The 23,113-nt window shown below is 59.9% G+C and carries 25 protein-coding genes and 1 pseudogene; 14 read left to right on the top strand and 12 right to left on the bottom strand.

The features are described from left to right. The first annotated feature begins 106 nt into the window (after positions 1–106). The 9 genes from RBB32_RS18605 (at position 107) to RBB32_RS18565 (ending at position 5,479) form a co-directional block, all read left to right on the top strand. Positions 107–388 carry a hypothetical protein gene (locus RBB32_RS18605; RefSeq protein WP_027263680.1) on the top strand — a complete coding sequence of 94 codons (282 nt, stop codon included), beginning with the start codon at positions 107–109 and terminating at the stop codon, positions 386–388. An 88-nt stretch (positions 389–476) separates the two neighbouring features. After that, positions 477–1,196: a DsbA family protein gene (locus RBB32_RS18600; RefSeq protein ID WP_306154896.1), complete on the top strand. Its 720-nt coding sequence runs from the start codon at positions 477–479 to the stop codon at positions 1,194–1,196. Continuing rightward, positions 1,186–1,827 carry an SCO family protein gene (locus RBB32_RS18595; RefSeq protein ID WP_027263682.1) on the top strand — a complete coding sequence of 214 codons (642 nt, stop codon included), beginning with the start codon at positions 1,186–1,188 and terminating at the stop codon, positions 1,825–1,827. The genes RBB32_RS18600 and RBB32_RS18595 overlap by 11 nt, the downstream gene beginning before the upstream one ends. A 17-nt stretch (positions 1,828–1,844) precedes the next feature. Continuing rightward, complete coding sequence (locus RBB32_RS18590; RefSeq protein ID WP_009824510.1) at positions 1,845–2,279, top strand: copper chaperone PCu(A)C; 435 nt, start codon at positions 1,845–1,847, stop codon at positions 2,277–2,279. Positions 2,280–2,284: 5 nt separating this feature from the next. Then, complete coding sequence (locus RBB32_RS18585; RefSeq protein WP_027263683.1) at positions 2,285–2,842, top strand: cytochrome-c oxidase; 558 nt, start codon at positions 2,285–2,287, stop codon at positions 2,840–2,842. 20 nt (positions 2,843–2,862) lie between these two features. Continuing rightward, positions 2,863–3,363, top strand: a complete 501-nt coding sequence (locus tag RBB32_RS18580) for a hypothetical protein (RefSeq protein ID WP_027263684.1) — start codon at positions 2,863–2,865, stop codon at positions 3,361–3,363. Beyond that, positions 3,357–4,091 (top strand): cytochrome c biogenesis CcdA family protein, encoded by a 735-nt coding sequence (locus tag RBB32_RS18575; protein WP_027263685.1) that lies wholly within the window; start codon positions 3,357–3,359, stop codon positions 4,089–4,091. The genes RBB32_RS18580 and RBB32_RS18575 overlap by 7 nt, the downstream gene beginning before the upstream one ends. A gap of 6 nt (positions 4,092–4,097) precedes the next feature. Further along, positions 4,098–4,712, top strand: a complete 615-nt coding sequence (locus tag RBB32_RS18570) for a class I SAM-dependent methyltransferase (RefSeq protein ID WP_005613352.1) — start codon at positions 4,098–4,100, stop codon at positions 4,710–4,712. Between the two features lie 107 nt (positions 4,713–4,819). Continuing rightward, positions 4,820–5,479, top strand: a complete 660-nt coding sequence (locus RBB32_RS18565) for a cation diffusion facilitator family transporter (protein WP_175543425.1) — start codon at positions 4,820–4,822, stop codon at positions 5,477–5,479. On the opposite strand, the gene RBB32_RS18560 is transcribed toward RBB32_RS18565, so the two are convergent. From RBB32_RS18560 to RBB32_RS18540, 5 genes are all read right to left on the bottom strand, one after another. Further along, positions 5,463–6,710: a cytochrome P450 gene (locus RBB32_RS18560; protein WP_085818087.1), complete on the bottom strand. Its 1,248-nt coding sequence runs from the start codon at positions 6,708–6,710 to the stop codon at positions 5,463–5,465. The two genes, RBB32_RS18565 and RBB32_RS18560, sit on opposite strands and share 17 nt — an antisense overlap. Positions 6,711–6,838: 128 nt before the next feature. Then, positions 6,839–8,251: a TRAP transporter large permease subunit gene (locus RBB32_RS18555; RefSeq protein WP_235868762.1), complete on the bottom strand. Its 1,413-nt coding sequence runs from the start codon at positions 8,249–8,251 to the stop codon at positions 6,839–6,841. After that, positions 8,202–8,723 carry a TRAP transporter small permease subunit gene (locus RBB32_RS18550; protein WP_232279250.1) on the bottom strand — a complete coding sequence of 174 codons (522 nt, stop codon included), beginning with the start codon at positions 8,721–8,723 and terminating at the stop codon, positions 8,202–8,204. Before RBB32_RS18550 ends, RBB32_RS18555 begins: the two co-directional genes overlap by 50 nt. Positions 8,724–8,760: 37 nt before the next feature. After that, positions 8,761–9,270 (bottom strand): signal peptidase II, encoded by a 510-nt coding sequence (lspA, locus tag RBB32_RS18545; protein ID WP_036050142.1) that lies wholly within the window; start codon positions 9,268–9,270, stop codon positions 8,761–8,763. Further along, positions 9,267–10,121, bottom strand: a complete 855-nt coding sequence (locus RBB32_RS18540) for a cation transporter (RefSeq protein WP_085818089.1) — start codon at positions 10,119–10,121, stop codon at positions 9,267–9,269. The genes lspA and RBB32_RS18540 overlap by 4 nt, the downstream gene beginning before the upstream one ends. 56 nt (positions 10,122–10,177) lie before the next feature. On the opposite strand from RBB32_RS18540, the gene RBB32_RS18535 reads away from it, so the two are divergent. Beyond that, on the top strand, positions 10,178–10,528 hold the full coding sequence (locus RBB32_RS18535; protein ID WP_005613345.1) for a helix-turn-helix transcriptional regulator: 351 nt from the start codon (positions 10,178–10,180) through the stop codon (positions 10,526–10,528). A 435-nt stretch (positions 10,529–10,963) separates the two neighbouring features. Beyond that, complete coding sequence (locus RBB32_RS18530) at positions 10,964–11,629, top strand: L,D-transpeptidase (protein WP_005613343.1); 666 nt, start codon at positions 10,964–10,966, stop codon at positions 11,627–11,629. Between the two features lie 39 nt (positions 11,630–11,668). Here RBB32_RS18530 and RBB32_RS18525 read toward each other — a convergent pair whose 3' ends face one another. After that, entirely contained in the window at positions 11,669–11,938 is a 270-nt protein-coding gene (locus RBB32_RS18525; RefSeq protein ID WP_005613342.1) for a hypothetical protein, read from the bottom strand. A 379-nt stretch (positions 11,939–12,317) separates the two neighbouring features. Between RBB32_RS18525 and RBB32_RS18520 the strand changes: the two genes are divergently transcribed. Together RBB32_RS18520 and RBB32_RS18515 are read left to right on the top strand one after the other, a co-directional pair. Next, positions 12,318–14,504 carry a cation-translocating P-type ATPase gene (locus tag RBB32_RS18520; protein ID WP_085818090.1) on the top strand — a complete coding sequence of 729 codons (2,187 nt, stop codon included), beginning with the start codon at positions 12,318–12,320 and terminating at the stop codon, positions 14,502–14,504. A 66-nt stretch (positions 14,505–14,570) separates the two neighbouring features. Then, positions 14,571–15,080: a murein L,D-transpeptidase family protein gene (locus tag RBB32_RS18515; protein WP_085818091.1), complete on the top strand. Its 510-nt coding sequence runs from the start codon at positions 14,571–14,573 to the stop codon at positions 15,078–15,080. A gap of 3 nt (positions 15,081–15,083) precedes the next feature. Here the strand turns inward: RBB32_RS18515 and phnE are convergent, their stop codons facing one another. The 4 genes and pseudogenes from phnE to RBB32_RS18495 form a co-directional block, all read right to left on the bottom strand. Beyond that, on the bottom strand, positions 15,084–15,842 hold the full coding sequence (gene phnE / locus RBB32_RS18510; RefSeq protein ID WP_085818092.1) for a phosphonate ABC transporter, permease protein PhnE: 759 nt from the start codon (positions 15,840–15,842) through the stop codon (positions 15,084–15,086). Further along, positions 15,842–16,624 carry a phosphonate ABC transporter ATP-binding protein gene (locus RBB32_RS18505; RefSeq protein ID WP_085818093.1) on the bottom strand — a complete coding sequence of 261 codons (783 nt, stop codon included), beginning with the start codon at positions 16,622–16,624 and terminating at the stop codon, positions 15,842–15,844. The genes phnE and RBB32_RS18505 overlap by 1 nt, the downstream gene beginning before the upstream one ends. Continuing rightward, positions 16,621–17,469 (bottom strand): annotated as a pseudogene (locus tag RBB32_RS18500) (phosphate/phosphite/phosphonate ABC transporter substrate-binding protein). Before RBB32_RS18500 ends, RBB32_RS18505 begins: the two are co-directional and overlap by 4 nt. Before the next feature lie 26 nt (positions 17,470–17,495). Next, entirely contained in the window at positions 17,496–19,376 is a 1,881-nt protein-coding gene (locus tag RBB32_RS18495; protein WP_085818094.1) for a cytochrome c peroxidase, read from the bottom strand. 94 nt (positions 19,377–19,470) lie between these two features. Here RBB32_RS18495 and mntR point away from each other — a divergent pair, with 94 nt between their 5' ends. Next, on the top strand, positions 19,471–19,941 hold the full coding sequence (gene mntR / locus RBB32_RS18490) for a manganese-binding transcriptional regulator MntR (protein ID WP_005641374.1): 471 nt from the start codon (positions 19,471–19,473) through the stop codon (positions 19,939–19,941). A 237-nt stretch (positions 19,942–20,178) separates the two neighbouring features. Here mntR and RBB32_RS18485 read toward each other — a convergent pair whose 3' ends face one another. Continuing rightward, positions 20,179–21,171 (bottom strand): cytochrome c oxidase assembly protein, encoded by a 993-nt coding sequence (locus tag RBB32_RS18485; protein ID WP_037275512.1) that lies wholly within the window; start codon positions 21,169–21,171, stop codon positions 20,179–20,181. Then, positions 21,168–23,105 carry a penicillin acylase family protein gene (locus RBB32_RS18480; RefSeq protein WP_085818095.1) on the bottom strand — a complete coding sequence of 646 codons (1,938 nt, stop codon included), beginning with the start codon at positions 23,103–23,105 and terminating at the stop codon, positions 21,168–21,170. The genes RBB32_RS18485 and RBB32_RS18480 overlap by 4 nt, the downstream gene beginning before the upstream one ends. Positions 23,106–23,113: the final 8 nt, after the last annotated feature.

Here is a 23,113-nt window from a genome sequence, read left to right as displayed (position 1 = left end):
GTGATGTGCAAATCCAACTCATGCGAAAAAAGTAACTCGGCCGCAGAGCCGAGCTTGTCGAGGGACTGAACCCGAAAAGCTCTAGAAAACCTGAAGGAGAAACTTAATGACACTTTTCAAGAACCTGAGCATGGCGACTGCCGTGTCCACACTTTTGGCCACCGGCGTGGTTGCCCAGGACAACACCGGTTTGTCCGGCCAGATGATGGACGGTGAGAGCGGCATGGCCGGCAACATGATGAACGGCGATATGTCCGGCATGGACGGCATGATGCCCATGATGAAGATGATGCAGAAAATGGGCCCGATGATGGAGGCCTGCACCGAGATGATGGAGGCAATGAACAACTCCAAGAATGAAACCGCCCCTTCGACCGACAAGGGCTGAACAGCCATCGCCGGGGGCTGATGCCCCCGGCGAGAAGGCGCGGAAAATCGAGATGACATTCAAAACTACCCACCAAATGCTTGGAGTTTTGCTTTGGGCGCTGATCTCTGCGCCCACGACGTCGCTGGCCCAGCAATCGACGCCGCTCGACCAGGTTGAGCAAGAGGCCATCAAAGCCTTGATCCTGCAAACGATCCGCGAGAACCCGGAAGTTCTAGTGGATACGCTCTTGGCCTTCGAGGAAGAGGCTCAGGCACAAGCCGAGGCCGAACAACATGCTGCTATTGCGCGCGTGGGTGACCTCCTGCTTGCGGACGGAAACACCGGCGTGATGGGCAATCCTGAGGGCGACATCGTGCTTGTCGAATTCTTCGACTACAACTGCCCCTATTGCCGACGCGCGGCCCCGGTCCTTTTCGAATTGATAGAGGAGAACCCGGACTTGCGCATCATCATGCGGGAATGGCCAATTCTCGGACCCGACTCCGAACTGGCGGCTCGAGCGTCGCTGGCGGCAATAAAACAGAACAAGTTCGAAGCATTTCACGAGGCGCTGATGGCACATCCGCGCGCCAATACCGTCTTTATAAGAAGGGCCGCTGAGCAGGCGGGGCTGGACTACGACCAGTTGCAGGCAGACATGGACGCGCCTGAAGTCGATGCCCATATCGCAAAGTCTCACGATCTCGCACGGCAGCTTGGAATATCCGGCACGCCGACGTTTCTGATCGGGGAAACACTTCTTCCTGGATTGTTGGAAAAGGCCGATCTTCAGGCGCTGATTTCGGAGGCCGAAGATGTCGATTGAACCCGGTGAAACCCCTCCGAAATCGCGGCTCCTGAGATCCATATTGTGGAGCACGATAGCTGTTGCGCTCGCTGGGCTAGCGATCTTTTGGGCTTTGGATAACTATCTTGGCAACCGATCGAAGGCCGTCCGCTATTCGGGTGAGGCGGATATTCGATCCGAATTTTCACTGATAGATCACACCGGACAAGAGGTGACACAGGCTGACTACGCCGACCGCTGGCAGCTTGTTTTCTTCGGTTTCACCAACTGCCCCGATGTTTGCCCGACGACACTGGCATATATGGCCAGCGTGCTGGACCTGCTCGGCAAAGATGCGGACCAGGTGGCGCCGATCTTCATCACGGTCGATCCGGAACGCGACACAGTGCCGGTCATGGCGGAATATGTATCAGTCTTTCATCCGAGCCTGATCGGCCTGACCGGAACCGAAGCGCAGGTTGCCGAGGCCACCAGAAATTTCCGCACATGGTACGAGCGGACCGAGGACGACAGCGCGCCGGACGGTTATTTCATGGCGCATGCCGGGCACATATACCTCATGCGGCCCGGTGGCGAATTTGAGGCGGTCTATCAGGAAGGCGGCCAACCGCCCGAGGCGCTGGCGCAGGAAATCCGCAAAAAGCTATAAACAATGGAACTTGCCAAATGAAAATTACGACACTTGCAACCGCGCTAACTCTCTGGCCATTTTTCGCATCGGCCGATGTAACGATATCGGACGGTTGGGCCCGCGCGAGCATCCTCGCCTCGCGTCCGGCTGCGGCCTATCTCACGCTCACGAGCAATCAAAGTGATCAACTGGTCGCAATCACGACGCCGATCGCTGGAAACGTCACCATTCACGCCGTCGAGACCGGCGGCGATGATGTTAGCCGAATGGTTGAGGTCGTCGCCTTGGACCTGCCCTCCGGAGAACCAGTGACCCTCGCGCCCGGCAGCATGCATCTGATGCTGATGGGCCTGTCGGAAAAACTCGAAGAAGGCACCGATTTGCCATTGATCCTGACATTCGCATCGGGTGCCCGAATGGAAATCAGCGTCCCGGTTCTCGGGCCGGGCGCAATGGGACCGCAGGAGTAACAGTCATGAAAAACATACTCCTGCTGATAGCCCTCGTCGCGGGCCGCCCGGCCTACGCAGATCATCCTGGCGACCGTCTTGACGAGGTGATGGCACAAAAAGAACCTGCTTTCACTGCCGTTGACCTCAACGAATTGCCGACGTTGAATCTGGTCGACGCTGACGGAAAACCGTTGGACTTGGAAAGCCTCTCCGATCAGGTCGTCGTTCTTAGTTTCGTCCCGTCCAACTGCGGGTTGCCCTGTGCTGATCAGCAGGCACTTCTTGAAAAGGTGAGGGGCGGAGTGAATGCATCTCCCATGCTGGACATGGTGACCTTCCTTGTGGTGACCGACGCCAGTGATCCGGTTCCCGGACCGATTGCCGAGAACGTGGTCATTGCTCGCGCAGAAGAGCCGATGGAGAATCTGATCGATCAGTATCGCGCGATTGTGCCAGATCCCGAGGCTCCGCTTGTGCATGTTATCGCGCGCGGCAACCGCCATTCCGGGGTCTTTGCGGGTTCCGCTTTCCGGCACATCAACATGATCCTGTACGTCAACGGCCTGACAAACGCACATTAATCGAAGAACGGACCCCCGGCATGACAGCGAATACCGAAACCACTGAGATGAACGACACCGGGTGGCTCTCCGTCATCCGCCGATACATTGTCTATACCGCTGTCGGTCATCTGATCTGGGAAATGGCACATATTCCGCTCTACACGATCTGGGTCGAAGGCACCTGGGGAGAAATTGTGTTCGCTGTCGTCCACTGCACCGGCGGAGATCTGTTAATCGCCATGAGCACGCTCCTGCTCGCCCTGTTTCTTGTCGGGGTGCACGCATGGCCGTCGGAACGCGCAGGGCGCGTCCTGCTTCTGGCGGTGGCCCTGGGCGTCTCCTACACGATCTTCAGCGAGTGGTTGAACATCGTGATCCGGGCGGCCTGGGCCTATCGCGACATCATGCCGGTGGTCCCCGTCATCGACGCCGGTCTCACGCCCCTGCTGCAATGGATCATCGTCCCGACCCTGGCATATTGGGCTGCCACAAGAGTGCCCTTGCGCAAGCTATTCAGGGGTGAACGTGGTTCATGGTAGATATCTCGCTTCTGGGGCTCACCGCCGCGCTCTTGGCCGGTACGATATCGTTTCTGTCTCCCTGCGTGCTGCCTCTTGTGCCAGGATATGTCTCTTACGTGGCCGGGCGCACAGCCGCTGAAGGCGGGGCGGCTGCGGCCTCGCCGTCGCGCGCGGTCTGGCTGAGCCTGTGTTTTGTCCTCGGCTTCTCCACCATTTTCATGGGGCTTGGCGCATCCGCGACAGCATTGGGTCAGGCCCTGCTTCAGTGGCGGTATGAACTCAACCTCGTTGGGGGCGGCATCATCATTGTCTTCGGGCTTTTCATGATCGGGGCCGCGCGTGTTTCGGTCATGGAACGCGACTTCCGATTCAATCTCAACATCCCCGGGGGCCAACCCGCTGCGTCCTATGTCCTCGGGCTTGCCTTCGGTTTCGGCTGGACTCCGTGTATCGGCCCAATTCTTGGCGCGATCCTGACAACCAGCGCGGCCAGCGCCACGATGGGCGAAGGCGTCATGCTCCTTGCCGTCTATTCCGCTGGCCTCGGGATACCATTTCTGATCGTTGCCGGTTTCACCGATCAGATCGCGGGCCGGCTCCGCGCCATCGGCCGGGTCGGCCGTCGCCTTCACCAGATTGCGGGCGTCGTCATGATCCTCATGGGCGTGGCGATGATGACGGGACAGTTGAGCGCGTTGTCGTACTGGATGCTTGATGCGTTTCCGGTTCTTGGACGAATAGGATAACAGCTCATGCGGTTCTACGAAAAACACATCCTTCCGGGCCTCACGCATCTCACCATGGGTCAGGAACAGCTTCTTCCCTACCGAAGGCGCGCAGTCTCAGGTGCGAAGGGGCGCGTGCTGGAGATCGGGATCGGCTCGGGCCTGAACCTCGCGCTCTACCCCGACGCCGTGGATCAGATCGTCGGTGTGGACCCTTCACCAGAACTCCTTAATCAGGCCGCGGAGGCTTCTCAGGGCTTGACACCGACAACGGAGATGATCGAGGGCGTGGCCGAAGCATTGCCGCTGGAAGATCGCAGCGTTGACTGCGTGATTGCTACCTGGACGCTCTGCAGCGTGTCGGAACCGGAGAAGGTGCTGGCCGAGATCCAGCGCGTTCTCAAACCTGACGGCGTCTTCCGCTTCGTCGAGCATGGAACAGCGCCGGAACCCAGCGTCCAGCGTTGGCAGCGCTGGCTCACGCTTGCCTGGAAACGTTGTGCCGGAAACTGTCACCTTGACCGCCAGACAGACACTCTGGTCGAACAGAACGGCTTCCGCATGGAGCGGCTCGACACCGGCTACGCGAAAGGTCCGAAACCCTTTGTTTTCATGTATGAGGGGCAAGCTCGCCTTTATTGAGGCAGCTTAGAAGGAGAACAATGTCGGCTTCCAAATGGCGAGATACTGATGACAAGGTAACCAACTCTCGGCGGGAACTTATAGAATATATCAGGGGTTACCGCATCATGAGCAAGCAGAAAAATGATAGACAAACCAATCTGACACGCGGCATCCGCGTCGAGATCGCCAGCCTTGTCTACAATCTGATCGAGGTCGTCGTATCCGTCACCGTTGGACTTCTGACCGGCAGCGCCGCACTAGTGAGTTGGGGTTTCGACAGCACGGTCGAAGCCACCTCAGCCGGGACGCTGATCTGGCGCTTGAAGGCCGAGAAGGACGGTGGCGACAAGCGCACGGTCCTGCATCGCAAGAAGGTCGCGCTCTATGTGGTCGCCTGTGCTTTCTGGATCGTCGTCGCCGCGATCCTCTACGAGGCGGTGTCCGCCTTCATCTCGCAGGAGGCACCGGGCTTCAATTGGTGGGGGATCGCGATCCTGTTTGTCTCTTTAGTGGTCAATCCGCTATTGGCCTGGGGCAAGTATCGCTACGGCAAGCGGCTCGATTCACCCGCCCTGAAATACGATGCCAAGGATACCATGATCTGCGAATACCAGACCATTGTGGTGTTGGCCGGAATCGGTCTGACGCAATGGATGGGCTGGTGGTGGGCCGATCCGGTCGCGGCGCTTCTGATCGTGCCCTACGTTGCGTGGGAGGCGTTCGAGGCCACGAAGGATGCGCGGTCGGTCGGGCCGGGTGAGGCCGAAGCTACTGCCGACGCCTGACGTTGCGCATGATGAACCGGTTCTGGGGCAGTGATGGCAGCTCTCCTGGGTCAAGCTCCAAATCCTGATCCGGCACATCGTAGTCGATGTCGTTCACAAGATACCTGCAAAACGCCTTCATCTGACTGATCGCGATCCATTCACCCGGGCAGCGGTGGTTCGTGTAGTGGTTGCCGCCGCCCTGTGGAATGAAGTCGTAGGGGTTTTCGGCGCGGCCCCGAAACCGTTCGGGCCGAAACTCAAGTGGCGCATCCCATGAACGCCGATCGGTGTTCGTACCATAGAGGTCCAGCAGAACCCGGTGTCCTTTGGGAAAGCGATACCCTTGCCACTCGAAAGTACTTTTGACTCGTGCCGCGACCGCAGGAAAGAATGGATAGAGGCGGCGGACCTCCTGAACGAAGGGTTCGAGCAGTCCTTCGTCGTTCCGCAGTTTCTCCTGCCATTCTGGGTACCTGTACAGGGCGTGCGCCGTCTGCACGATGAATACAGACACCGCCACGGTCGGACGCAAGACGTTCAACAACTCCACGGCGGCGACTTTCGGGGGCAGTATCGCGCCGTCAAGATCACGCCACGTCGCGATGACATGAAGGGCGCTTTCCTGCGTCGGCTGAAGCTCGCCATCGCGGACCTGTTGAATCATCCCCGCTGCCCATTTTTCCAGGCGGTGGCGCGCCAGACGTGCAGCCCAATGTTTCGGGCCGATGGCCCCGGCGTCCTCAAAAAGCGCTGTAAGTTGCGCCGTTCGGGTCGCCACCTCCGCCTCGGGAAGCGGAACCCCACACCAGGCGCAAACGGCTCTCGTGAGCATTTCGCGCACTTTGTCGTAGAAAACGACTTCGTTCCTCGCCTCCCAATCCGGTGCATAATTGTCTAGCATGTGAAGCGACATTCCCTGAAGCGCGGCTATATGCTCGGTCCCCATCAGCGACATGAACATCTTCTTGCGGTGCTGGTGGGCAGCGCCGTCCAATCCCTGAATGCCGCCTTCACCCAACAGGGTCTTCTGTATGCGGCCTGGCATCGAGCCCGCGCGGATCAGCTTATCGTCGGAATAGAATACTTCCGCAGCCGCCGACCCGGTCATGCAGATCGTCTTTTGAAGGAGGATGCGGGTTTCAAACAGATCTGTGTCGAGCGCGCGGCAGGTCTGAGAGATGAATCCATACGGATTTCGCAGCAGGGTGAGTGTGCTGTCAAAGCCCTCTGCGGATGGTATGCTGGACATTCGTTATCCTCCTGTTTGCTTTCCCGTGCTCAGGCCCCGTTCAGCCTTTCTGTTCGCGGTGCGGAAGTGGCCCCGAAAGAGCAGTGCCGCTTCGAAGGAAATCACTGCATCCGCGCTCAAAACATCTTTCACCGCTGGATTAGCTGCGGCGCATCCACATCCCCAAGGGACATTTCAGGCAACCAAGTGATAAGCTGAGGGAACGAGATCAGGGCTGCGATCAATACGATCTCGATGGCGACAAGCGGTACCGCGCCGCGATAGATATCGGAAAGGTTGATACCCTTCGGTGCCGCCATCTTGGCAAAGAATAGGGCATAGCCGAAGGGAGGCGTCAGAAAAGACGTCTGCAAGGCCAGTGCTATCAGGCCAGCGATCCAGATTTGCGCAAAGTAGGCAGAGCCGACGTGATCTGCGAAGTCGAGTTCCGAAAAGATCGGCATCAACACTGGTACAAAGACCAGCAGCACCTCGATCCAGTCAAAAACAAACCCAAGTATGATGATCACGCCAAGGAGGATCGCCAACAGTTCCCACCGGGTGAGATCGAATGCGGATATCCACTCGAAGATGACGTCCGGTCCACCGACCAGGTGGAAACTCAGCGAGAATACCGATGCGCCCAATACGATGAAGTAGACCATCGACGTCATCGTGCTTGTCTGCACCGTGACAGAGTTCAACGATGAGAAAGACAAGCGCTTTCGCGCCAGCGCGACCAATAGCGCGCCAAAAACCCCTACTCCAGCCGCCTCTGTTAGTGTCGCAAAGCCCAGAATGATGCTGAGCGGAATGGATGCGATGACCGCGACAGACGCGAGTACAAACAAGAGGTCTGACACAAGATTGGTCTTGGGTGTGTCCAGCGGGATTTCGACCGTTTTTCTCAAGGTGACCGCAAAGTAGACCGCGAAGGCCATGACCATCAGAAGCACAGGTACGATGAGGGCCACATACATCAATCCGATGCGCAGATAGAACACGTTCGAGATGAAGAACAGCATCACGGCTGGCGGGAACACGACACCCAATGCTCCAGAAGCTGCGACAGCGCCTCCTGCGGTTCGCGGTGCGTAGCCCGACGCCATCATCGGGGCATAGGCCACCAACGCCACAGTTATGACGGAAGCACCGATCACCCCGGCGGCGGGCGCAAGAACGAGGCCGATCAGCAAAGTCGCAATGGCGTAGCGACCGGGAACGCCTGTCAGAAGACGCCCCAGCAAGCGAAACATGGTTTCGGCAATCCCGCTGGCATTCAGGATCAGGCCAAGAAAAATCAACATTGGAACGCTGGTGAATTGGACTGATTCATTGGTCAGTACACCACGGGCCCTCAGGTAGATCAGCCCCAGATGCTGAAAATCAGTGATCCCCACCCAAACCGCAGCGACAAACCCCAAGAAGCCTGTCCCCGCGAGCACCAGCGCCACCGGAAAGCCACTGAAAACCCCAATCGCCATCACGACAAGCATGGCAACCGTGAGGACCTCATTCACCATTGTGCAGGCCGCTTGCTTGTTCCGGTGCACCTTGCGCACGTCTCCCTGTCAGAAAGGCGATGTTGCGAAGGGCTACGATCATCCCGGCAAGAGCCAGCAGGATGGGGCCGATGACCCCGGCAATGCGTTGTGCCCACAACTGGGTTTCCGCGTATTTCGTGGTGCGCATCAAACCGTCCCATCCGTAGTAGGTCAGGATGGCGGCGAGCGGCAGAAGGACAAAAAGGCCGCCAATCAGTTCGATCCAAGCAATGCGGCGGGCGGACCAATGTCTGCGAAGAACATCAACGCGCACGTGACCGTCGCGCAGATAGGTATACCCAAAGGTCAAGAAAATTAGGATGAACAGCAGTGACGTGGACAGGTCCGGCAAATAGCTCGACACGCCAAGTTGTAGCTTGCGATCCAGCATCTGAAGCGCGCCATAAGCAGCAATCGAAACAACTGTCAGCCACGCAGTCACGACGCCGATGCCGCGAATGCCACGGTCAATCCAATCCAAAAATCTCAAGCCGAATTCCCTCCCAAAGTTCTTTGCCTGTTAGCTGTTATCCCCCCGTGACATCTCCCTTGCGATTGTCTTGTTCCCGATTTTCCGGCCTGACTTTCGAGGTGCGAAAGCTGTCCCAGAACAGCAATGCTGCCCCACAAAAGATCGCCACGTCAGCCAAGTTGAAGGACGGCCAGTGGTATGACCCGTAATGGAAGTCGAGAAAGTCAGGGACGGCCTGATAGCGCAGACGATCAAGGATATTGCCAAGCGCGCCTCCGATGATCAGACCGAGCGCCGCACCTGTCAGCCTGTCCGGAGCCTTCCACAGCCAGATCAGCAGCCATGCCACGACCACGGCAGCAAGTGCGACCAGACCCCACCAGGGTACGACCCCGCCGAGCATACCGAAGCTGACCCCATCGTTCAAAACCCGCACGAGATTGAGAAAGGGCAGAACCTCGACCCCATGTTCAAGCGCCGGGGTGTTCAGGGCAAGCGCCTTGGTGCCCTGATCGAAACCGAAAGCTGCAATCGCACAGAGCCCACCCAGAACGCGGTTGTTCATGCCGCCGCCTTCAGATCGGACCGCGCGTCGCGGATGATCGACCAGGAAGAATGCAGGAATAACCCGGCGATGCCGAAGGCGACAATGAGGTCGGGCCAAGCGCTGCCCAGCCAAACCACCAGACCGGCCGCGACAACGACTGCCGCATTGCCAATGGCGTCGTTGCGCGAGAACAGCCAGACGGCACGCATGTTCGCGTCCCCCTTCCGGTAATGCAGCAACGGCAGCACGGAGATGATATTGATCACAAGAGCAATCAGGCCCAGAAGCCCCATCAGCGTGGCGTCTGGGGTTGTCGGCTCGAATGCCCGCATGATGGTTGTCCCAAAGACGCCAAGACCGAGCAGGGCAAGGAAGATGCCTTGGATCAGGGCCGACCGCGCCCGCCAGAGAAGACTCCAACCGATGGCCAGCAGGCCGAGGAAGGTGATCGCGCCATCGCCGATGAAATCCAGCGCGTCGGCCTTCACCGCCTGTGACCCGGCAATAAACCCACCAATCATTTCCAGAACGCCGTAACCGACATTTAGAATCACGACGATCCAGAGCGCGCGGCGGTAGCCCGGGTCCTGATGGGCCGCACTTTGCTGAAGGTCCTCGTCGCTCTCGATGCGGTCGAACCCATATCCCGTTGTCTCAACGGCTTTTTCAATCTCCGGCAGGCTTGCTTCAGGGACTTTCAGAGTCATGATATGGGTCGCCGCTGATACTTTCACTGCGTCGGGCGCGACACCCGCAGACTGCGCCGCCCGCTCGATCTGGGCGGCATCCTTGGCGCAATCCATTCCGGAAACCCGGTAACGGAGGGGCGGCGTATCTGCTGTCGATCCGGTGCTTTCGGTGTTGGCCATCGGTGCAATACTCCTGCTAAAGTGGATCAAGTTCAAACATATCAGCAAGGAGTGATATGATGCAAGTCTTCGCCGACCGCAATGCTGCGGCCGCTGGCATCGAGCGTAGGGCAAAGCTCTTTCGCGGTCTTGCCGACCCGAGCCGACTGGCGATACTGGGCGTGCTGTGTGAAGGACCGTTGGTTGTTCACGAGATCGTCAAACGCACAGGGCTATCGCAGCCCAACGTGTCAAATCATTTGCGATGCCTTCTGGATTGCGGACTTGTCGCCAGCGACCGCGATGGGCGCTTCATTCGCTACCGGATCAGCAGTCCGCGCATAGCAGCTCTTTTAAATGATGTAGACGCCCTGCTTGATGTGGTCGCAGAAGGTGTTGGGGCTTGTGACAATTATCGCGAAGCGTGAACGATAATATCCCAATGCACGTCATCACGACCACTTCCGCGTGAGGCAAAATTTTATATGGGGCTTGCTGCCAAACGTGTTGAAAAGACCCATTATTGAAAGCGCTCAATTTAACTGCTCGGCATAGCGAGTTAAGGATCACAATTGAAGCGAAGATCAAGACGAGGCCCGGCATCGTGGCAGTAGCCTGGTTTCACCCCACAGATCGTGACAGCGCTTAGACTGATAAAGAAACGAACGGGCCCGAAGTATTACCGAGATCGTCTGGCATCAAAATTTCTCTTGAACCTCTAGTAGCTTTAGGAGTTAAGCCACCGACATAGAACGGCACCATGGAGCAAGTTGCCAATAACGCCTCACTCTTTCCCGGGCGAACAACACTGCGTTCGGGGTAAGGTTCGGTTTGCCGTCCAATGCGTGAACGGAGCAATCTATATGCTGACAAGACGACACTTCATCCAGACGACTGCCGCATTGTTCTCGGCGTCTATCTCGAGTCCGCTCCTCGCTGACACCTGGCCCACTGAAGCGGAAAAGGCGGCTTGGGATGCACAGATTACACCGCCGGGCTATAACCCAGCCACATCAAACCCGTGGGGCCTGCACCCGCGCTTTCTGCCGCAGCGGGTTATAACTAAAGATGGTCTTGTGGCCGGTGACATCCATGTCGATGCTGTCGCGCGCTATCTTTACCATATCGAGGAAGGCGGCACGGCGATGCGCTATGGCGTAGCGATTGCTCGTGGCAAACTTTATGAGCCAGGCGTCTACACGATCAAGCGCAAGGTCAGGTGGCCGCATTGGCAGCCAACACAGAACATGATTGACCGCGACCCGGAGCTCTACGCCGACATCGCTGACGGTATGGAACCCGGACCTGAGAACGCGCTCGGGTCACGGGCGCTTTATCTCTATGTCGGGGACCGAGACACCTATCTGCGCATCCACGGTACACCACAGCCGCGAAGCATCGGCGGCCGAGCCAGTTCCGGTTGCGTCCGGATGGTCATGGCGCACATAAACGATCTGTATCCGAATGTGGAGATTGGCTCGACGGCGTTCCTATATTCGGCCGAGGACAGCGTGACTCCGCAGAGTTGACCCAAGCCGCGCCGTCAATCCGACGCTTGGACGCGTCAATCAGGATTGGCGCGCGACGCAGATGGGATTGCCGCCTGCCGATCGCAACGGGACCAAGGTCGTTTCCACCGGCCCACTATGGGCATACCAATAGCAATTATCTTCGGGACGTAGCCGTGCCGTGATGAGATCCTGGTCGGGTGCAGCGAGGGCTGCGACAGATTCTGGAACATTGCCGATCCTGAATGGATCGTTGTCTTCCTTAGAAGGCACCGCGCAGCCAGCCAGGGCCAATGTTGCAACCATGATCACCGCATATTTTTGAAGCATATCTATCTCACTCTTTGGCAGGTCAGCCGCGTCTTCAGACTTAGCGGCGCGTTTCAAGGTTCCGCAGGTCTGTGTCCTTACTTGACCAAATTTTTGTTTTAGCTCTTGAAGCTCTAGTTACTGTAGGGGTTATTTCAATGTGGAATGAACGAATCCCGAGGTCAATCCCATGTCTTCCAATGGCCACCGCCACGACCACAAGCACAGCTCTGACTGCAGTCACGATCATGGTGATGATCACAAACATGCGAGCGGAGTTTCCCACTCTCATGGAGAAGGTGCTGCGTGCTGCGGTGCTGGAGCCAACACGGAATTGGCACAAGCCATCCCCTCGAATGGACGAAATTTTCAAGTCTCCGGTCTGGATTGTGCCGAAGAGGTGGCAATCCTGAATAGGGTGGTCGGTCCAAAAGTCGGCGGGACTGAGCATCTGGCGTTCGATGTCATCAATGGTCGGATGACGATTCTGGATACCGCAGACAGGATTTCGGACAACGAGGTTTCGCAACTGGTCGCGAGTACCGGCATGAGCGCAAAACCGTGGGACGCCGACAATGCAGCAGAGGATCAGGCCGCGCATCTGGCACGTCAGAAGCGCTTTACCTCGTTGAGCGGCGGCTTCTGGGCGGCGGGATTCCTTTTTCACATTGTCGAGACCGGCATGGGCGGCGCGCTCGGGCTCTTTGCGGGGCATGGCGAGGTGCCTATGCCTATGGCGGAAGCAGGGATCTTCGCCGTCGCGATCCTCTTTGGGGTCTGGCTGGTTGCGCCCAAGGCATGGTCTTCGGCGCGGCGACTTTCACCAGACATGAACCTACTGATGGTGGTGGCCGTTGCAGGAGCCATCGGGCTCGGCGAATTCTTCGAGGCCGCGACGGTCGCGTTTTTCTTCTCTTTGTCGCTCTATCTTGAGAGCTGGAGTGTCGGTCGCGCACGCAACGCGGTTTCATCTCTCCTCGATCTGGCGCCGCCAACGGCGCGGGTTCTTTACGACGACGGATCTGAATCCGACGTTCCGGCCGCGGCCGTGGCAGTCAATGCAAGGTTTATCGTGCGCGGCGGCGACCGGATCCCCCTCGACGGTGAGGTCGTGGACGGGGCAGGGGCCGTCGATCAGGCCCCAATTACTGGGGAAAGCGCGCTAGTGCCCAAGGAACCCGGCGACGAGGTCTATGCCGGCACGATCAACGGGGAGGGCACACTGACGGTGCGGGCGACGAAGGCCGCCTCGGACACGGTGCTCGCGAAAATCATTCGCATGGTGGGCGATGCCCATGCCCGCCGCGCGCCGGTCGAACAGTGGGTGGCCAAGTTCGCGCGCATCTACACACCCATCGTGATGGCTTTGGCGATCGCCATCGCGCTGGTGCCGCCACTGCTGCTCGGCGGCGCCTGGGACTACTGGTTCTACAATGCTCTGGTCCTTCTGGTCATCGCATGTCCTTGCGCGCTGGTCATTTCTACGCCGGTCTCCATCGTGGCGGCGCTGACCGCGTCGGCACGGGCGGGGGTGCTCATCAAGGGCGGCGCCTATGTCGAGGCGCCGGGGCGGACCACGGCACTGGCGATGGACAAGACCGGGACGATCACCATGGGCGAGCCTGAGGTGGCGGCGGTTCACCCACTGGTCGGCGTTTCCGCACGCGATCTCATGGCGCTGGCAGCAAGCCTGGAGGCGCGGTCTTCACACCCGCTGGCACGCGCCATCCTCTCGCGCGCCGAAGCCGATGGTGTTTCCGTGTCTGCCGCAGAGGACACCCGCACCGTGCCCGGGCGCGGTCTGGAAGGACGCGCCGACGGGCGCGTTATCTGGCTCGGCTCGGATCGCTTCGCCGAAGAGAAGGGGTTCGGCAATGCCATTCCGGCGGATCTGCGGGATCGGATCGAAGGGGCAGGGAGCACCCTCGTTGCCGTGGGTGACGAGACCGGCGTGACCGGCGTACTGGAGCTTCGCGACCGCATCCGCCCAGATGCAAAGGGGATCGTTGCCCGCCTGCATGCGCAGGGTGTGAAGACCATCGTGATGTTGACGGGCGACAACGAACGCACCGCGCGCGCGGTGGCAGCCGAAGTCGGCATCGACGAGGTGCGCGCCGAACTTTTGCCAGAAGACAAGGTGACGGCCATTGAGGAACTCGTCGAAAGCCACGACATGGTGGCGATGATCGGCGACGGTGTGAATGACGCACCGGCCATGGCGCGGGCGCATTATGCCATCGCCATGGGCGCTGTCGGATCGGATGCCGCGATCGAGACGGCCGACATCGCGCTGATGACCGACGACATCGGCAAGGTACCCTGGCTTATCGGCCATTCGCGCCGTGCCATGACGATCATCCACCAGAATATCGGCATATCGCTGGCGACCAAGGCGCTGTTCGTCGGGCTGACCGCGTTCGGCATGGCCTCAATGTGGGGCGCCATTGCTGCGGATGTAGGCGTGTCTCTGCTGGTGGTCGCCAACGCACTTCGGCTCCTGAACGGCCATCAGGTTGAGGCCGGGCCTTCAGGCGGAGAACCGGTGGGCGAGCAGATGGCGAAGGGAGCACTGGCGCACGGTCATTGATCCGGCGGTTTCGGTAGAGTAACGTCTGACATCAACCAGACCTCGCAAAAGGGGCGTCGAGCGGTGATGAATACCAGAATTCCACGGCGGGTCTTGCTGTTGGGCGGATTGGGCGTCTTCCTGTCAGGCTGTGCCGGCAAGTTCCGGTCCTACAACGGTCCCGAAGTGACCCGGCTGCGTATGTACAAGGCGCAGCGGCTGCTGGTTCTGGACGGGGCGGATGATGTCTTGCGGACCTATCCCATCGGATTGGGCTTCGCGCCCGAAGGCCACAAGCAGTTCGAAGGAGACGGCCGCACGCCGGAGGGCTCCTACGCGATTGACCGGCGCAACCCGGACAGCCTCTTCCACCTCTCCATCGGCATCTCATATCCCAATGAGGCCGACATCGCGTTCGCGGAGGCGCAAGGAAAATCGCCGGGTGGCGACATTTTCATCCACGGGGGGCCCCGCAAGGGGATCGACCCGATGAACAAACGCGACTGGACCGCGGGCTGCATCTCCGTCACCGACCGGCAGATCGAGGATATCTACGCCATGGTGCGGGACGGGACACCGATCGACATCTATACCTGATGGTCAGGCAAAACGACGGCGCAGCGCAACGTTGATAGCTTCGATGGCGATGACCATGACGACGACGGCAATCGTGACGCTGGCCGCCTTGTCATACTGGAAAGAGCGCACGTAGGTCTGGATGTAAAAACCGATCCCGCCCGCGCCGACAATGCCGAGGATCAGCGACTCGCGCAGGTTCAACTCGAACCGGAAAATCGTGTCGCGGGCGACGACCGGCGCCATCTGCGGCCAGATCGCGTATCTGAGCCGCACGAGCGGCCCGGCGCCCGCGCTTTCCAGTGCGGCGATCGGCGCGCGGGACACGCCGTCGATCGCCTCGGCATAGAACTTGGCGAGCATCCCGGTGGCATGAAAGGCGACCGCGATGATGCCGGGCAACGGCCCGAGCCCGACAGCGCCCACCATGAGCATGGCCACGAGGATCAGCGGAATCGCCCGGATGAAAGCAAGCAGCGTTCGGATCGGCCGGAACACCGCAGGCGATACCATCGTCTCAGACGCGAGAATGCCGAGGGGAACGGACAGGATCACAGCACCGAGGGTGCCGAGGATCGCGATCCGCAGCGTTTCCGCGCTGCCCTTCTTGATCTCGGCCATCACCGTCGGGTCAGGCGGAAACATCCGACCGAGGAAATCGGCAATGCGCGGGCCGGCCGACATGAGACGCGACAACTCGACATCGGTCGTGGCGAAGGACCACAGGATCGCGGCGGCGATCAGACCACTCGTCGTAAAGCCGCCAAACCCGCGGAACGCCATCAGGACACCGCCCTGAGGCCGATACCGGGGATTGGCTCAACCGCCCGATAGAGCTCCGCTGTCGCATCCTCGTTCAACTCGGAGGCCGGCACATCGAAGGCAATCCGCCCGCCACGAATGCCGATGATGCGCTGCGCGAAACGCCGCGCCAGGTCGGGCTGGTGCGAGGAAAACAGCGCCGTTGCGCCGCGCGCTTGCGCCGCCCCGGTCAGCAGCGCCAAGACCTCCCCAGCGCGGGTGGGGTCGAGGTTGCTCACCGGCTCGTCGGCGAGGATCAGCCGTGGCTCCTGCGCGAGACACCGCGCAATGGCCACGCGCTGCCGCTGGCCGCCGCTGAGACTGTCGACCCGGCGTTCGGCGAGATCGGCAATGCCGCAATCGGTGAGGGCTGTGCGCGCAATGTCGAGATCATGTGGCGTTGGCGACCCCAGCAGGGCGCGCAGGGGCGCCATCCGGCCTAGGCGGCCGTTCAGCACGTTGCGCAGAACCGTGGAGCGTTCGACCAAGGCGAATTCCTGAAACACGAAACCGGTATCAGGTCGGCTTGCGCGCGGCGGCGGTTGGTCGGGATCGAGCGGCGCACCCAAGACTGAAACGCGCCCGCGCCAGCCCTGAAGCCTGCCGTCGAGCAATGCCAGCAGCGTTGTTTTTCCTGCCCCGGACGGGCCGAGCAAAGCGACGCTTTCGCCGGTCGAAATTGTAAGCGAGACCCGCTCCAGCGCCGGAACACTCCCGCCCGGATGGGCAAAGTTCAGGTCGTCGATCCGGATCGCAATGTTCATTCCAGGAGCCCATATCGCCGTGCCATGTCGCGCACGCCGCCATAGGCGGCGGAGTCGGCCCTGACATAGCCGTCCGGCCCGTAGAGATAGCGCAGCTTGTCGCGGTTCTCAGGTTCGTTGAGCTGCAGCATCGCGTTGGTGAAGCGGTCTTGCACCTCGGCATCCAACCCGGGTCGCGCGATCACGACATGGCTCGGGATTGGCGGGCTTTCCGCGATCCATGTCACCTGTGCCTGCTGCTGCGGCGTCAGGAGCAGGTCCGCATACTGGCTGGCACCCGCGGCATCGACCAGACCTTCGGCCATCGCCTGCATGGCCTGCTGATAGCCGCCTGCGAAGAAGACGCGGCCGAAGAATGCCTCCGCCGCGCCCGGACCGTCGATCAGCCCAGCCTCGACGAATTCGGCGAGCGGATAGAGATAGCCAGATTCCGAGATCGGATCGGCAAAGGCGATGTCGCGCCCGCGCAGGTCGGCAAGCCCTGCGATGCCACTATCGCGCCGGACGAAGATGCGACCCGTTTAGCTCGGCGCGTCGCGGTAGACCTCGGACAGGAGTGGCACGGCACCGATCTCGGCCTCGGCCAGGACGAAAGGCAGGGCGCCCATGAAGGAGATATCCGCGTCGCCATTGCGCAGCGCCTCGACCGCTGCCGCATGGTCGATGGTAACAAACCCTTCGACGGGGACGTCGATCTCACTAGCCAGCCAGCCGGTGATGGCTTCAATGTCGCCCAGAAGCTTCTCGGGGTTCTCCTGCGGGATGAAAGCCAGCCGCAACGCAGTGTCCTGCGCGGCCAACGGGGTTGCGAGCGATACTGCGCCCGCACCGGCCAGTGCCAACATCGTTCTGCGATTCAGATGGATTGCCATCAGAATGCCCTCTCTTCGATTGCGTCGGCTTCGGACTTGAACGCGGTCCAACTGGCTTCGGCGGCCACCCAGTCTTCACCGCGCACGGCGGCACCGACCTCGGCCAGCCGCTCGGCCAACGCGTAGACCTCGGGCCGCGCAGCCAAGTTCGACATTGTGCTGGCGTCCGCCGAAAGGTCCGCGGCGACGGTGTCGGTCAGCAGCAGAATGTGCTCCGCATCCCTCTGTGGCAGCAACGTATTGAGCGTCGAGGCGAATGTCGTCAGTTCGGAGAATGCCAGCCGGAAGGCGGTGTTCTCGGCGTCGAATGCCTCATAGGGCTCATCCGCTGCGCCCACGGTCTCCAGATAGGCCGTCAGGTCAGCCCTCTCCGCCGCGGTCAGCCCGAGCGCTTTCGATTCGTCGAACCAGTCCACGACAGCGGCCAGCGTCGGCAGAGATCCGTCATGGAAATAGGGTGCGGTGTAGGCCGTGCCGAGCAGCGTGGGTGTATCCATCGCACCGGTGCGGGCGCCATCGTAGGCCGACGCAACCGAGCCGATATCATGGGCCTGCCGGTCCAGGAAGTTCGTGTCCGGGACGTGGCAGCTGGCGCAGGAACGGTCGCCGAGCGCCGCGAAGGGCGTATTGAAGATCGCTTCGCCGCGCTGCGCGGCCTCGGGAGCGGCTTCGGTCAGCTGACCATCCGGTGTCAGCATGGAGTTGGGCAGGAAGTCGAATTCGAGCATGTAGGCGAGCAGAGCATCCAGCATGAAGGGCGTCGGTTCATCGCCGCCGAACTCGTTGACGATGACGTTGCGGGTGAAATCACGCAAGGAGGCGAAGCGGCCATCGCGGCCGTAGGGCCCGGTGAAACGCAGGCCACGGAGGCTGGGGATGTCAATCGGATCATCGCGCCGGTCATTGAAGATCGGATTGAAGAAGGCGCCATCGACATCGATCGCGCCTGGCTGATGGCTCGCACCCGGAATGAAAAGCCGCTGGTTGACGTCCGAGCGGTTGTGACAGGTCGAACAAGCGACCCCGAGGTCCTGCGCCGGATTGCCAAAGATTTGCGCGCTGTCGAACAACATGTCGCCATATGCCACCAAAGGCAGGTCGGTCTCGTCGATGCCCTGCTCCTCGAAATTGAGGACGAGGCGCGGCAGCGGATCCTGATCGAACATGTCAGACCCCGGCGGCAGGCTTGGCGGCACCTCGATGGTGCGGCCACTTAGGACAACAGTTTCCGGCAGCGCGCTCAGCGTCCGGCGGGGCGCGAAATCGTCAACGAGGTAATTCTCGGCGAGATAGCCGGAGATGACTTCGCGCGCGGCTTCCATGGTTTTGCGACTCGCGGGTGTGGCACCAGCACCAAGAACACCGGCGGAGCCTGTGCTGCTGTTGAGTTCCAGCCAGGCGAGGCCGATGCGTCTCGAAGCGTCGGGATCAGCAGCCGCGATACCGTCCGCGAATGCGCGATAGAGTTCTCGAGCTGTCCGCACGGCCTGCTGTGCACGTGCAGGGTCGTCGGCCATGACTGCCCGGTCCAGTTCCTCGTCGATCCTGCGCGCTATCAGCCGCGTCGCCTCGGCGAAGACCGCCTGGCGGTCCTTGCGAGTTATGGCGTTCAGAAGGGGCGCGGGTCCAATGTCGCTGCTGCCGTTCAGCCAAGCCAATGCACCGACAGCGAATTCCGAACCCCGGTAGGATTCGGCCCAGGCGGTCCCGACGTCATCCCAGGGCAGCGGTTCGAGATTCGCGAGGAAGAGAGTCAACCGGTAGGCCGCCGCCTCTGGAAGCCATGGGGCCTCCTTGGCGGGCGTCGCAGCGACAGGTCCGGACAGGACGAGCGCACTTGCGAGTGCGGCAATGAACGCTCCAAGGAATTTCTGAATCACCGTGGTCTCCCAACTTCAAAGTTAGCCACGGCTAATTTATCTACCCTATGCAAACAAGTTGTCAATCCTGCAGTTTCCCTGCAAAGTCCCAAGTATGACAAAGCTGCAATCACAGGAACATGAACCGTTCGAAACTGTCGACAGGGCTCCCGAAGCACAGGCTGAGGGATTCGCGACCGTGCGTCAGGCACATGAGAGCGAAATGGCGGAAGATTACGTTGAACTGATCGCCGAACTGATCGAGTCGCGCGGAGAGGCAAGGCCGGTGGAAATCGCCGAACGGTTTGGAGTGAAGCCGCCGACCGTGACCAAGAACATCTCGCGACTCAAAGCTGCTGGCCTGGTGCGGCGGGAACCTTACCGCGCCATATTCCTCACGGATGCCGGTCGGGAGTTGGCCGAGGCCTGCCGCCGGCGGCACAGGATCGTCGTCGCGTTTCTCCTCAGCCTGGGAATCGACGAAGAGACTGCGGAACGCGATGCGGAGGGGATCGAGCATCACGTCAGCACGACCACGCTGGAGGCCTTCGAACACGCCCTCCTGCAATCTGAGAGCGGCAAGTAGCGCAGCATCAAGTTCTCGCGAAATTCAGCAAAGCAAGACTCAGGAGGCGGCGGCGTCAGCAGTCAAAGGCTGGTGGGTCTGTTCTGATGGTCAACTTTAGTGCAGAAAATCGTTCGTGTCCTCTGAGCTTGGCCAGCCCGAGATAGTGTGCCCAAAATCTCTGACTGCGACGACGGTGCAGCGAAAATGTCGATCGCGGGAAAAGACGTGGGTACAACCTTTGATTTGCTCCTCTGTTCAAAGCGCATAGACAATAGTCACCACCGTCGTCATGACGATGAAGAACATGACCAAGGCGCCTATGGCGAGCGTCCGGCCCATGTCGCGGTTTGGCTTTGCCACTTTCAGACGCAATTCTTCGGCCGTTTCCGGAAACTCGAGCGCCGCGGAGTTCGAGCCTCGCACCAACTCGTATCGTGAATTCCAGCGACGCACCTCGGCCGCGTTCCACCCGTTCATGACCAGAATGATCGCGGCGATCATCAGCATCGAGGACGGGACCCAGATCGTGTAGCCACCCATGGTTTCGTCGGACAGGGGATCGAGCAACCCGGTTCCCGCCGTTTGGTAGGAGGCATAGAGGCTCACCTCTTTGAGTGTCGTCAAGGAACCCAGAAAAATGTTTGAAACGATCACCGCAAAACCGGAGATCAGCCTTGCGCCGCGCCTCGCGCCCTCAGGGGGATCTCTCGGGTCGAAGAGCATGCCGAAATACCAGATCCCTGCCAGCACCATCGCAAAATGGGCGAACACCTCGATCGCCGCGATGCGCTGCGCAAGTCCGTAAAGCACTGGAATCTGCCAGATAAAGAGCGACGTGATGAGCGCGGCAGTGGCGGTTACCGGATGTGCCAAGAGCCCCAAAGTAATAGATTTTCCAAGAGCGCCGAGGTATCGACGCCACCGTCTGTTCAAACCGGCTTGCAATAATCGCCACGGCTGAGAGACCGCGATGAGTAGTGGTCCTGCAAGGCGAAGGAGAAGATGCTCCACTTGGTGCACCGAAAAGAGGCTGTGCCCCAACGAAGCCAGAGGCGCATTCGTGGCCGCGAGAATACAGGTCAAGCCAGCGAAGAACAGAGCTTGCCGCCAAACAGAAACCGTCCCGCGAATGCGAGCGGATCGCGCGAGGCCGCGCACGTAGAACCATGCGGCCAAACTGACGGAAACAAGGGACACTGGCGAAATCGCATATCCAAACGGGTCGAAATTAAGGAAGTAGGTGATCATTGGCTCCTGTCATGTTGTATTGCTGGCCCATCGACGGACACTGGTGAAAGTCGAGATGTTCCCACTGCGCCACCTTGGGCCAAGGACAGATCAGTGGACATCGGAAGGTATTTGCCCTGCATCCACATGGGGAAAAGGTTTTCATAGAAACGTGAGAGCGGGTGGCCGGACTGACCGGCGGGCGCGATGAAATAGGATCCGGCTTCTTCCGAAAACGACATGACCGCCTGAAAATTGGTGCCCGCGCTGGTCGCGAACGGGCGGTCATTGTCAGAAGTGAACAGTGTTGCAATCAGTGTGTCGGGATCGCCGGAAGATGGGGCTTCGAGAGACAGCAGATCGCTGATGATCCCGCTCGATCGGATTGGTGCCCACCCCATATTCAAAGCGTGTGCTTCGCCCCAGGCCCAGGCGGACGGATCGGGTCCGTAGCGGTCGACAAGCCAGCCGATGGCATCATCCAGGGCCGCACGAACCTGATCCTGGCAGGTCTCGATGCGGGTAGACGGGCGGATGTCGCACCAGATTGCGCTCCCTCCGCGATCTGAAAGCACCGCAAATAGGACATCGGGATTTGGCCTGGCCCAGACCTTCGTCGCGGATGGAAATTCATCCTGAAGTATTCGCTTTTGCAACGCGCGCGCCCAGGCCCAGAACACGAGCGGCTCCGGTGAAAAGCGATCCATGTCGCCATTCCATTGGGCAAGTTGATCCAGAATATCGCCGCGAAGCTCATTTGCGCGGTTCTCTTCGAGAGCACCTGTGGAACCCACGAACCAAAGCTCTTTTGCCATTATAGGAAGAAGCGCCCGCGCGGCAGCGCTGACCGTGTCGCGCTGCACCGTAATCGCGCCCTCGACCGAGAATATCGGCTGCCGCTCATCAAGAGCAGCCAGACGGGCGTCTCGAAACGATAAAGGAGTTTCGACCTCCCTGTCAGGCCAGCGAGCAAGGGTTTCTCGGTCGATCGCAAGAATCTCCAATCCGGCTGGTGACAGGTTCATGCATGCGTCCATAGCATCGTTCACATCGGCGGACCGCGCCAGACGGTCAAGCATCATCAGAAAATTGCTGGCCTGCGCGGCCGTGGGATTCTCTGGCTCTTTAACGGCTTTCTGGGACACAGATCGGAACGCCCAAGCGACGCGTTCGCTGCGACCGACGACAATGAAGGGCACACCCGGCAATGTAGCCCCAATCGCGGCTCCGGTCGGGAGTTGAATATCCGCCAGGTACCATTCAGAAGGCAGCGATAAGGGGCCACGTATATCGGCGGCGAGAATTGGTGCTCCGGTAGCTGTTCTGTCTCCAGGCAACGCCCAAGCATCGAGGCTGACCTTGGGCGAGGTCACAAACAGCTCGGGCAAAAGAGGTCGATCCGACGGGATCGGTAGATCTGACAAGCCGGACAGGTCATTCTGCCGTCTCTCGGGTTGAAGATCGTTCAGAAACGCTTGGGCAAGTCTGAGACTATCGACGGGTCTCCAGGCTGCGATCATTCTCTCATCCGCGATCAACAGATCGGGTGAGCCTCTGCCGCGCCCGCCTTCGGACACCAGGCCAAGCCACGCGTTGACACCTGCGGCATATGCGTCGAGCGCTTGGGCTGTCGAAGGCTCAACTTCGATCGTCCGGTCAAGTGGCATCAAGGCTTGCGCTGCCCGCCTTGCCCTCAATAACTGGCCAAGCCTGTCCTGAGCGTGAACGAAACCAAGCGCGAAATAGGCGTCCGGAGCGGAGTCTGCAGAAATGTGCGGTATGGCCGCAGCATCTCGCAGAATATCGACTGGACCTTCGATACCCGCAACACTGAAATCCTCGTCATAGTCGGGGACGGAGGCGCGCAAAAGAAAGTAGACGACACCGGATACGGTCAGTCCTAATGCAAAAACCGCCAGGAGCAAGTACAGTAATATGTTGAATAGTCGTTTCAATTCGTTGC

This window comes from Roseovarius sp. MMSF_3281 (assembly GCF_030733685.1).
GTDB lineage: Bacteria > Pseudomonadota > Alphaproteobacteria > Rhodobacterales > Rhodobacteraceae > Roseovarius.
The sequence above is the reverse complement of the archived record's forward strand: the minus strand, read 5'-3'. Positions and strand labels throughout refer to the sequence as shown.

Excerpts from the sequence above, each read along its gene's own strand:
- RBB32_RS18605 (WP_027263680.1), top strand. The coding sequence starts at position 107 with ATGACACTTTTCAAGAACCTGAGCATGGCGACTGCCGTGTCCACACTT.
- RBB32_RS18595 (WP_027263682.1), top strand. The coding sequence starts at position 1,186 with ATGTCGATTGAACCCGGTGAAACCCCTCCGAAATCGCGGCTCCTGAGA.
- RBB32_RS18590 (WP_009824510.1), top strand. The coding sequence starts at position 1,845 with ATGAAAATTACGACACTTGCAACCGCGCTAACTCTCTGGCCATTTTTC.
- RBB32_RS18585 (WP_027263683.1), top strand. The coding sequence starts at position 2,285 with ATGAAAAACATACTCCTGCTGATAGCCCTCGTCGCGGGCCGCCCGGCC.
- RBB32_RS18580 (WP_027263684.1), top strand. The coding sequence starts at position 2,863 with ATGACAGCGAATACCGAAACCACTGAGATGAACGACACCGGGTGGCTC.
- RBB32_RS18575 (WP_027263685.1), top strand. The coding sequence starts at position 3,357 with ATGGTAGATATCTCGCTTCTGGGGCTCACCGCCGCGCTCTTGGCCGGT.
- RBB32_RS18570 (WP_005613352.1), top strand. The coding sequence starts at position 4,098 with ATGCGGTTCTACGAAAAACACATCCTTCCGGGCCTCACGCATCTCACC.
- RBB32_RS18565 (WP_175543425.1), top strand. The coding sequence starts at position 4,820 with ATGAGCAAGCAGAAAAATGATAGACAAACCAATCTGACACGCGGCATC.
- RBB32_RS18560 (WP_085818087.1), bottom strand. The coding sequence starts at position 6,710 with ATGTCCAGCATACCATCCGCAGAGGGCTTTGACAGCACACTCACCCTG.
- lspA (WP_036050142.1), bottom strand. The coding sequence starts at position 9,270 with ATGAACAACCGCGTTCTGGGTGGGCTCTGTGCGATTGCAGCTTTCGGT.
- RBB32_RS18540 (WP_085818089.1), bottom strand. The coding sequence starts at position 10,121 with ATGGCCAACACCGAAAGCACCGGATCGACAGCAGATACGCCGCCCCTC.
- RBB32_RS18535 (WP_005613345.1), top strand. The coding sequence starts at position 10,178 with ATGATGCAAGTCTTCGCCGACCGCAATGCTGCGGCCGCTGGCATCGAG.
- RBB32_RS18530 (WP_005613343.1), top strand. The coding sequence starts at position 10,964 with ATGCTGACAAGACGACACTTCATCCAGACGACTGCCGCATTGTTCTCG.
- RBB32_RS18525 (WP_005613342.1), bottom strand. The coding sequence starts at position 11,938 with ATGCTTCAAAAATATGCGGTGATCATGGTTGCAACATTGGCCCTGGCT.
- RBB32_RS18515 (WP_085818091.1), top strand. The coding sequence starts at position 14,571 with ATGAATACCAGAATTCCACGGCGGGTCTTGCTGTTGGGCGGATTGGGC.
- phnE (WP_085818092.1), bottom strand. The coding sequence starts at position 15,842 with ATGGCGTTCCGCGGGTTTGGCGGCTTTACGACGAGTGGTCTGATCGCC.
- RBB32_RS18505 (WP_085818093.1), bottom strand. The coding sequence starts at position 16,624 with ATGAACATTGCGATCCGGATCGACGACCTGAACTTTGCCCATCCGGGC.
- mntR (WP_005641374.1), top strand. The coding sequence starts at position 19,471 with ATGACAAAGCTGCAATCACAGGAACATGAACCGTTCGAAACTGTCGAC.
- RBB32_RS18485 (WP_037275512.1), bottom strand. The coding sequence starts at position 21,171 with ATGATCACCTACTTCCTTAATTTCGACCCGTTTGGATATGCGATTTCG.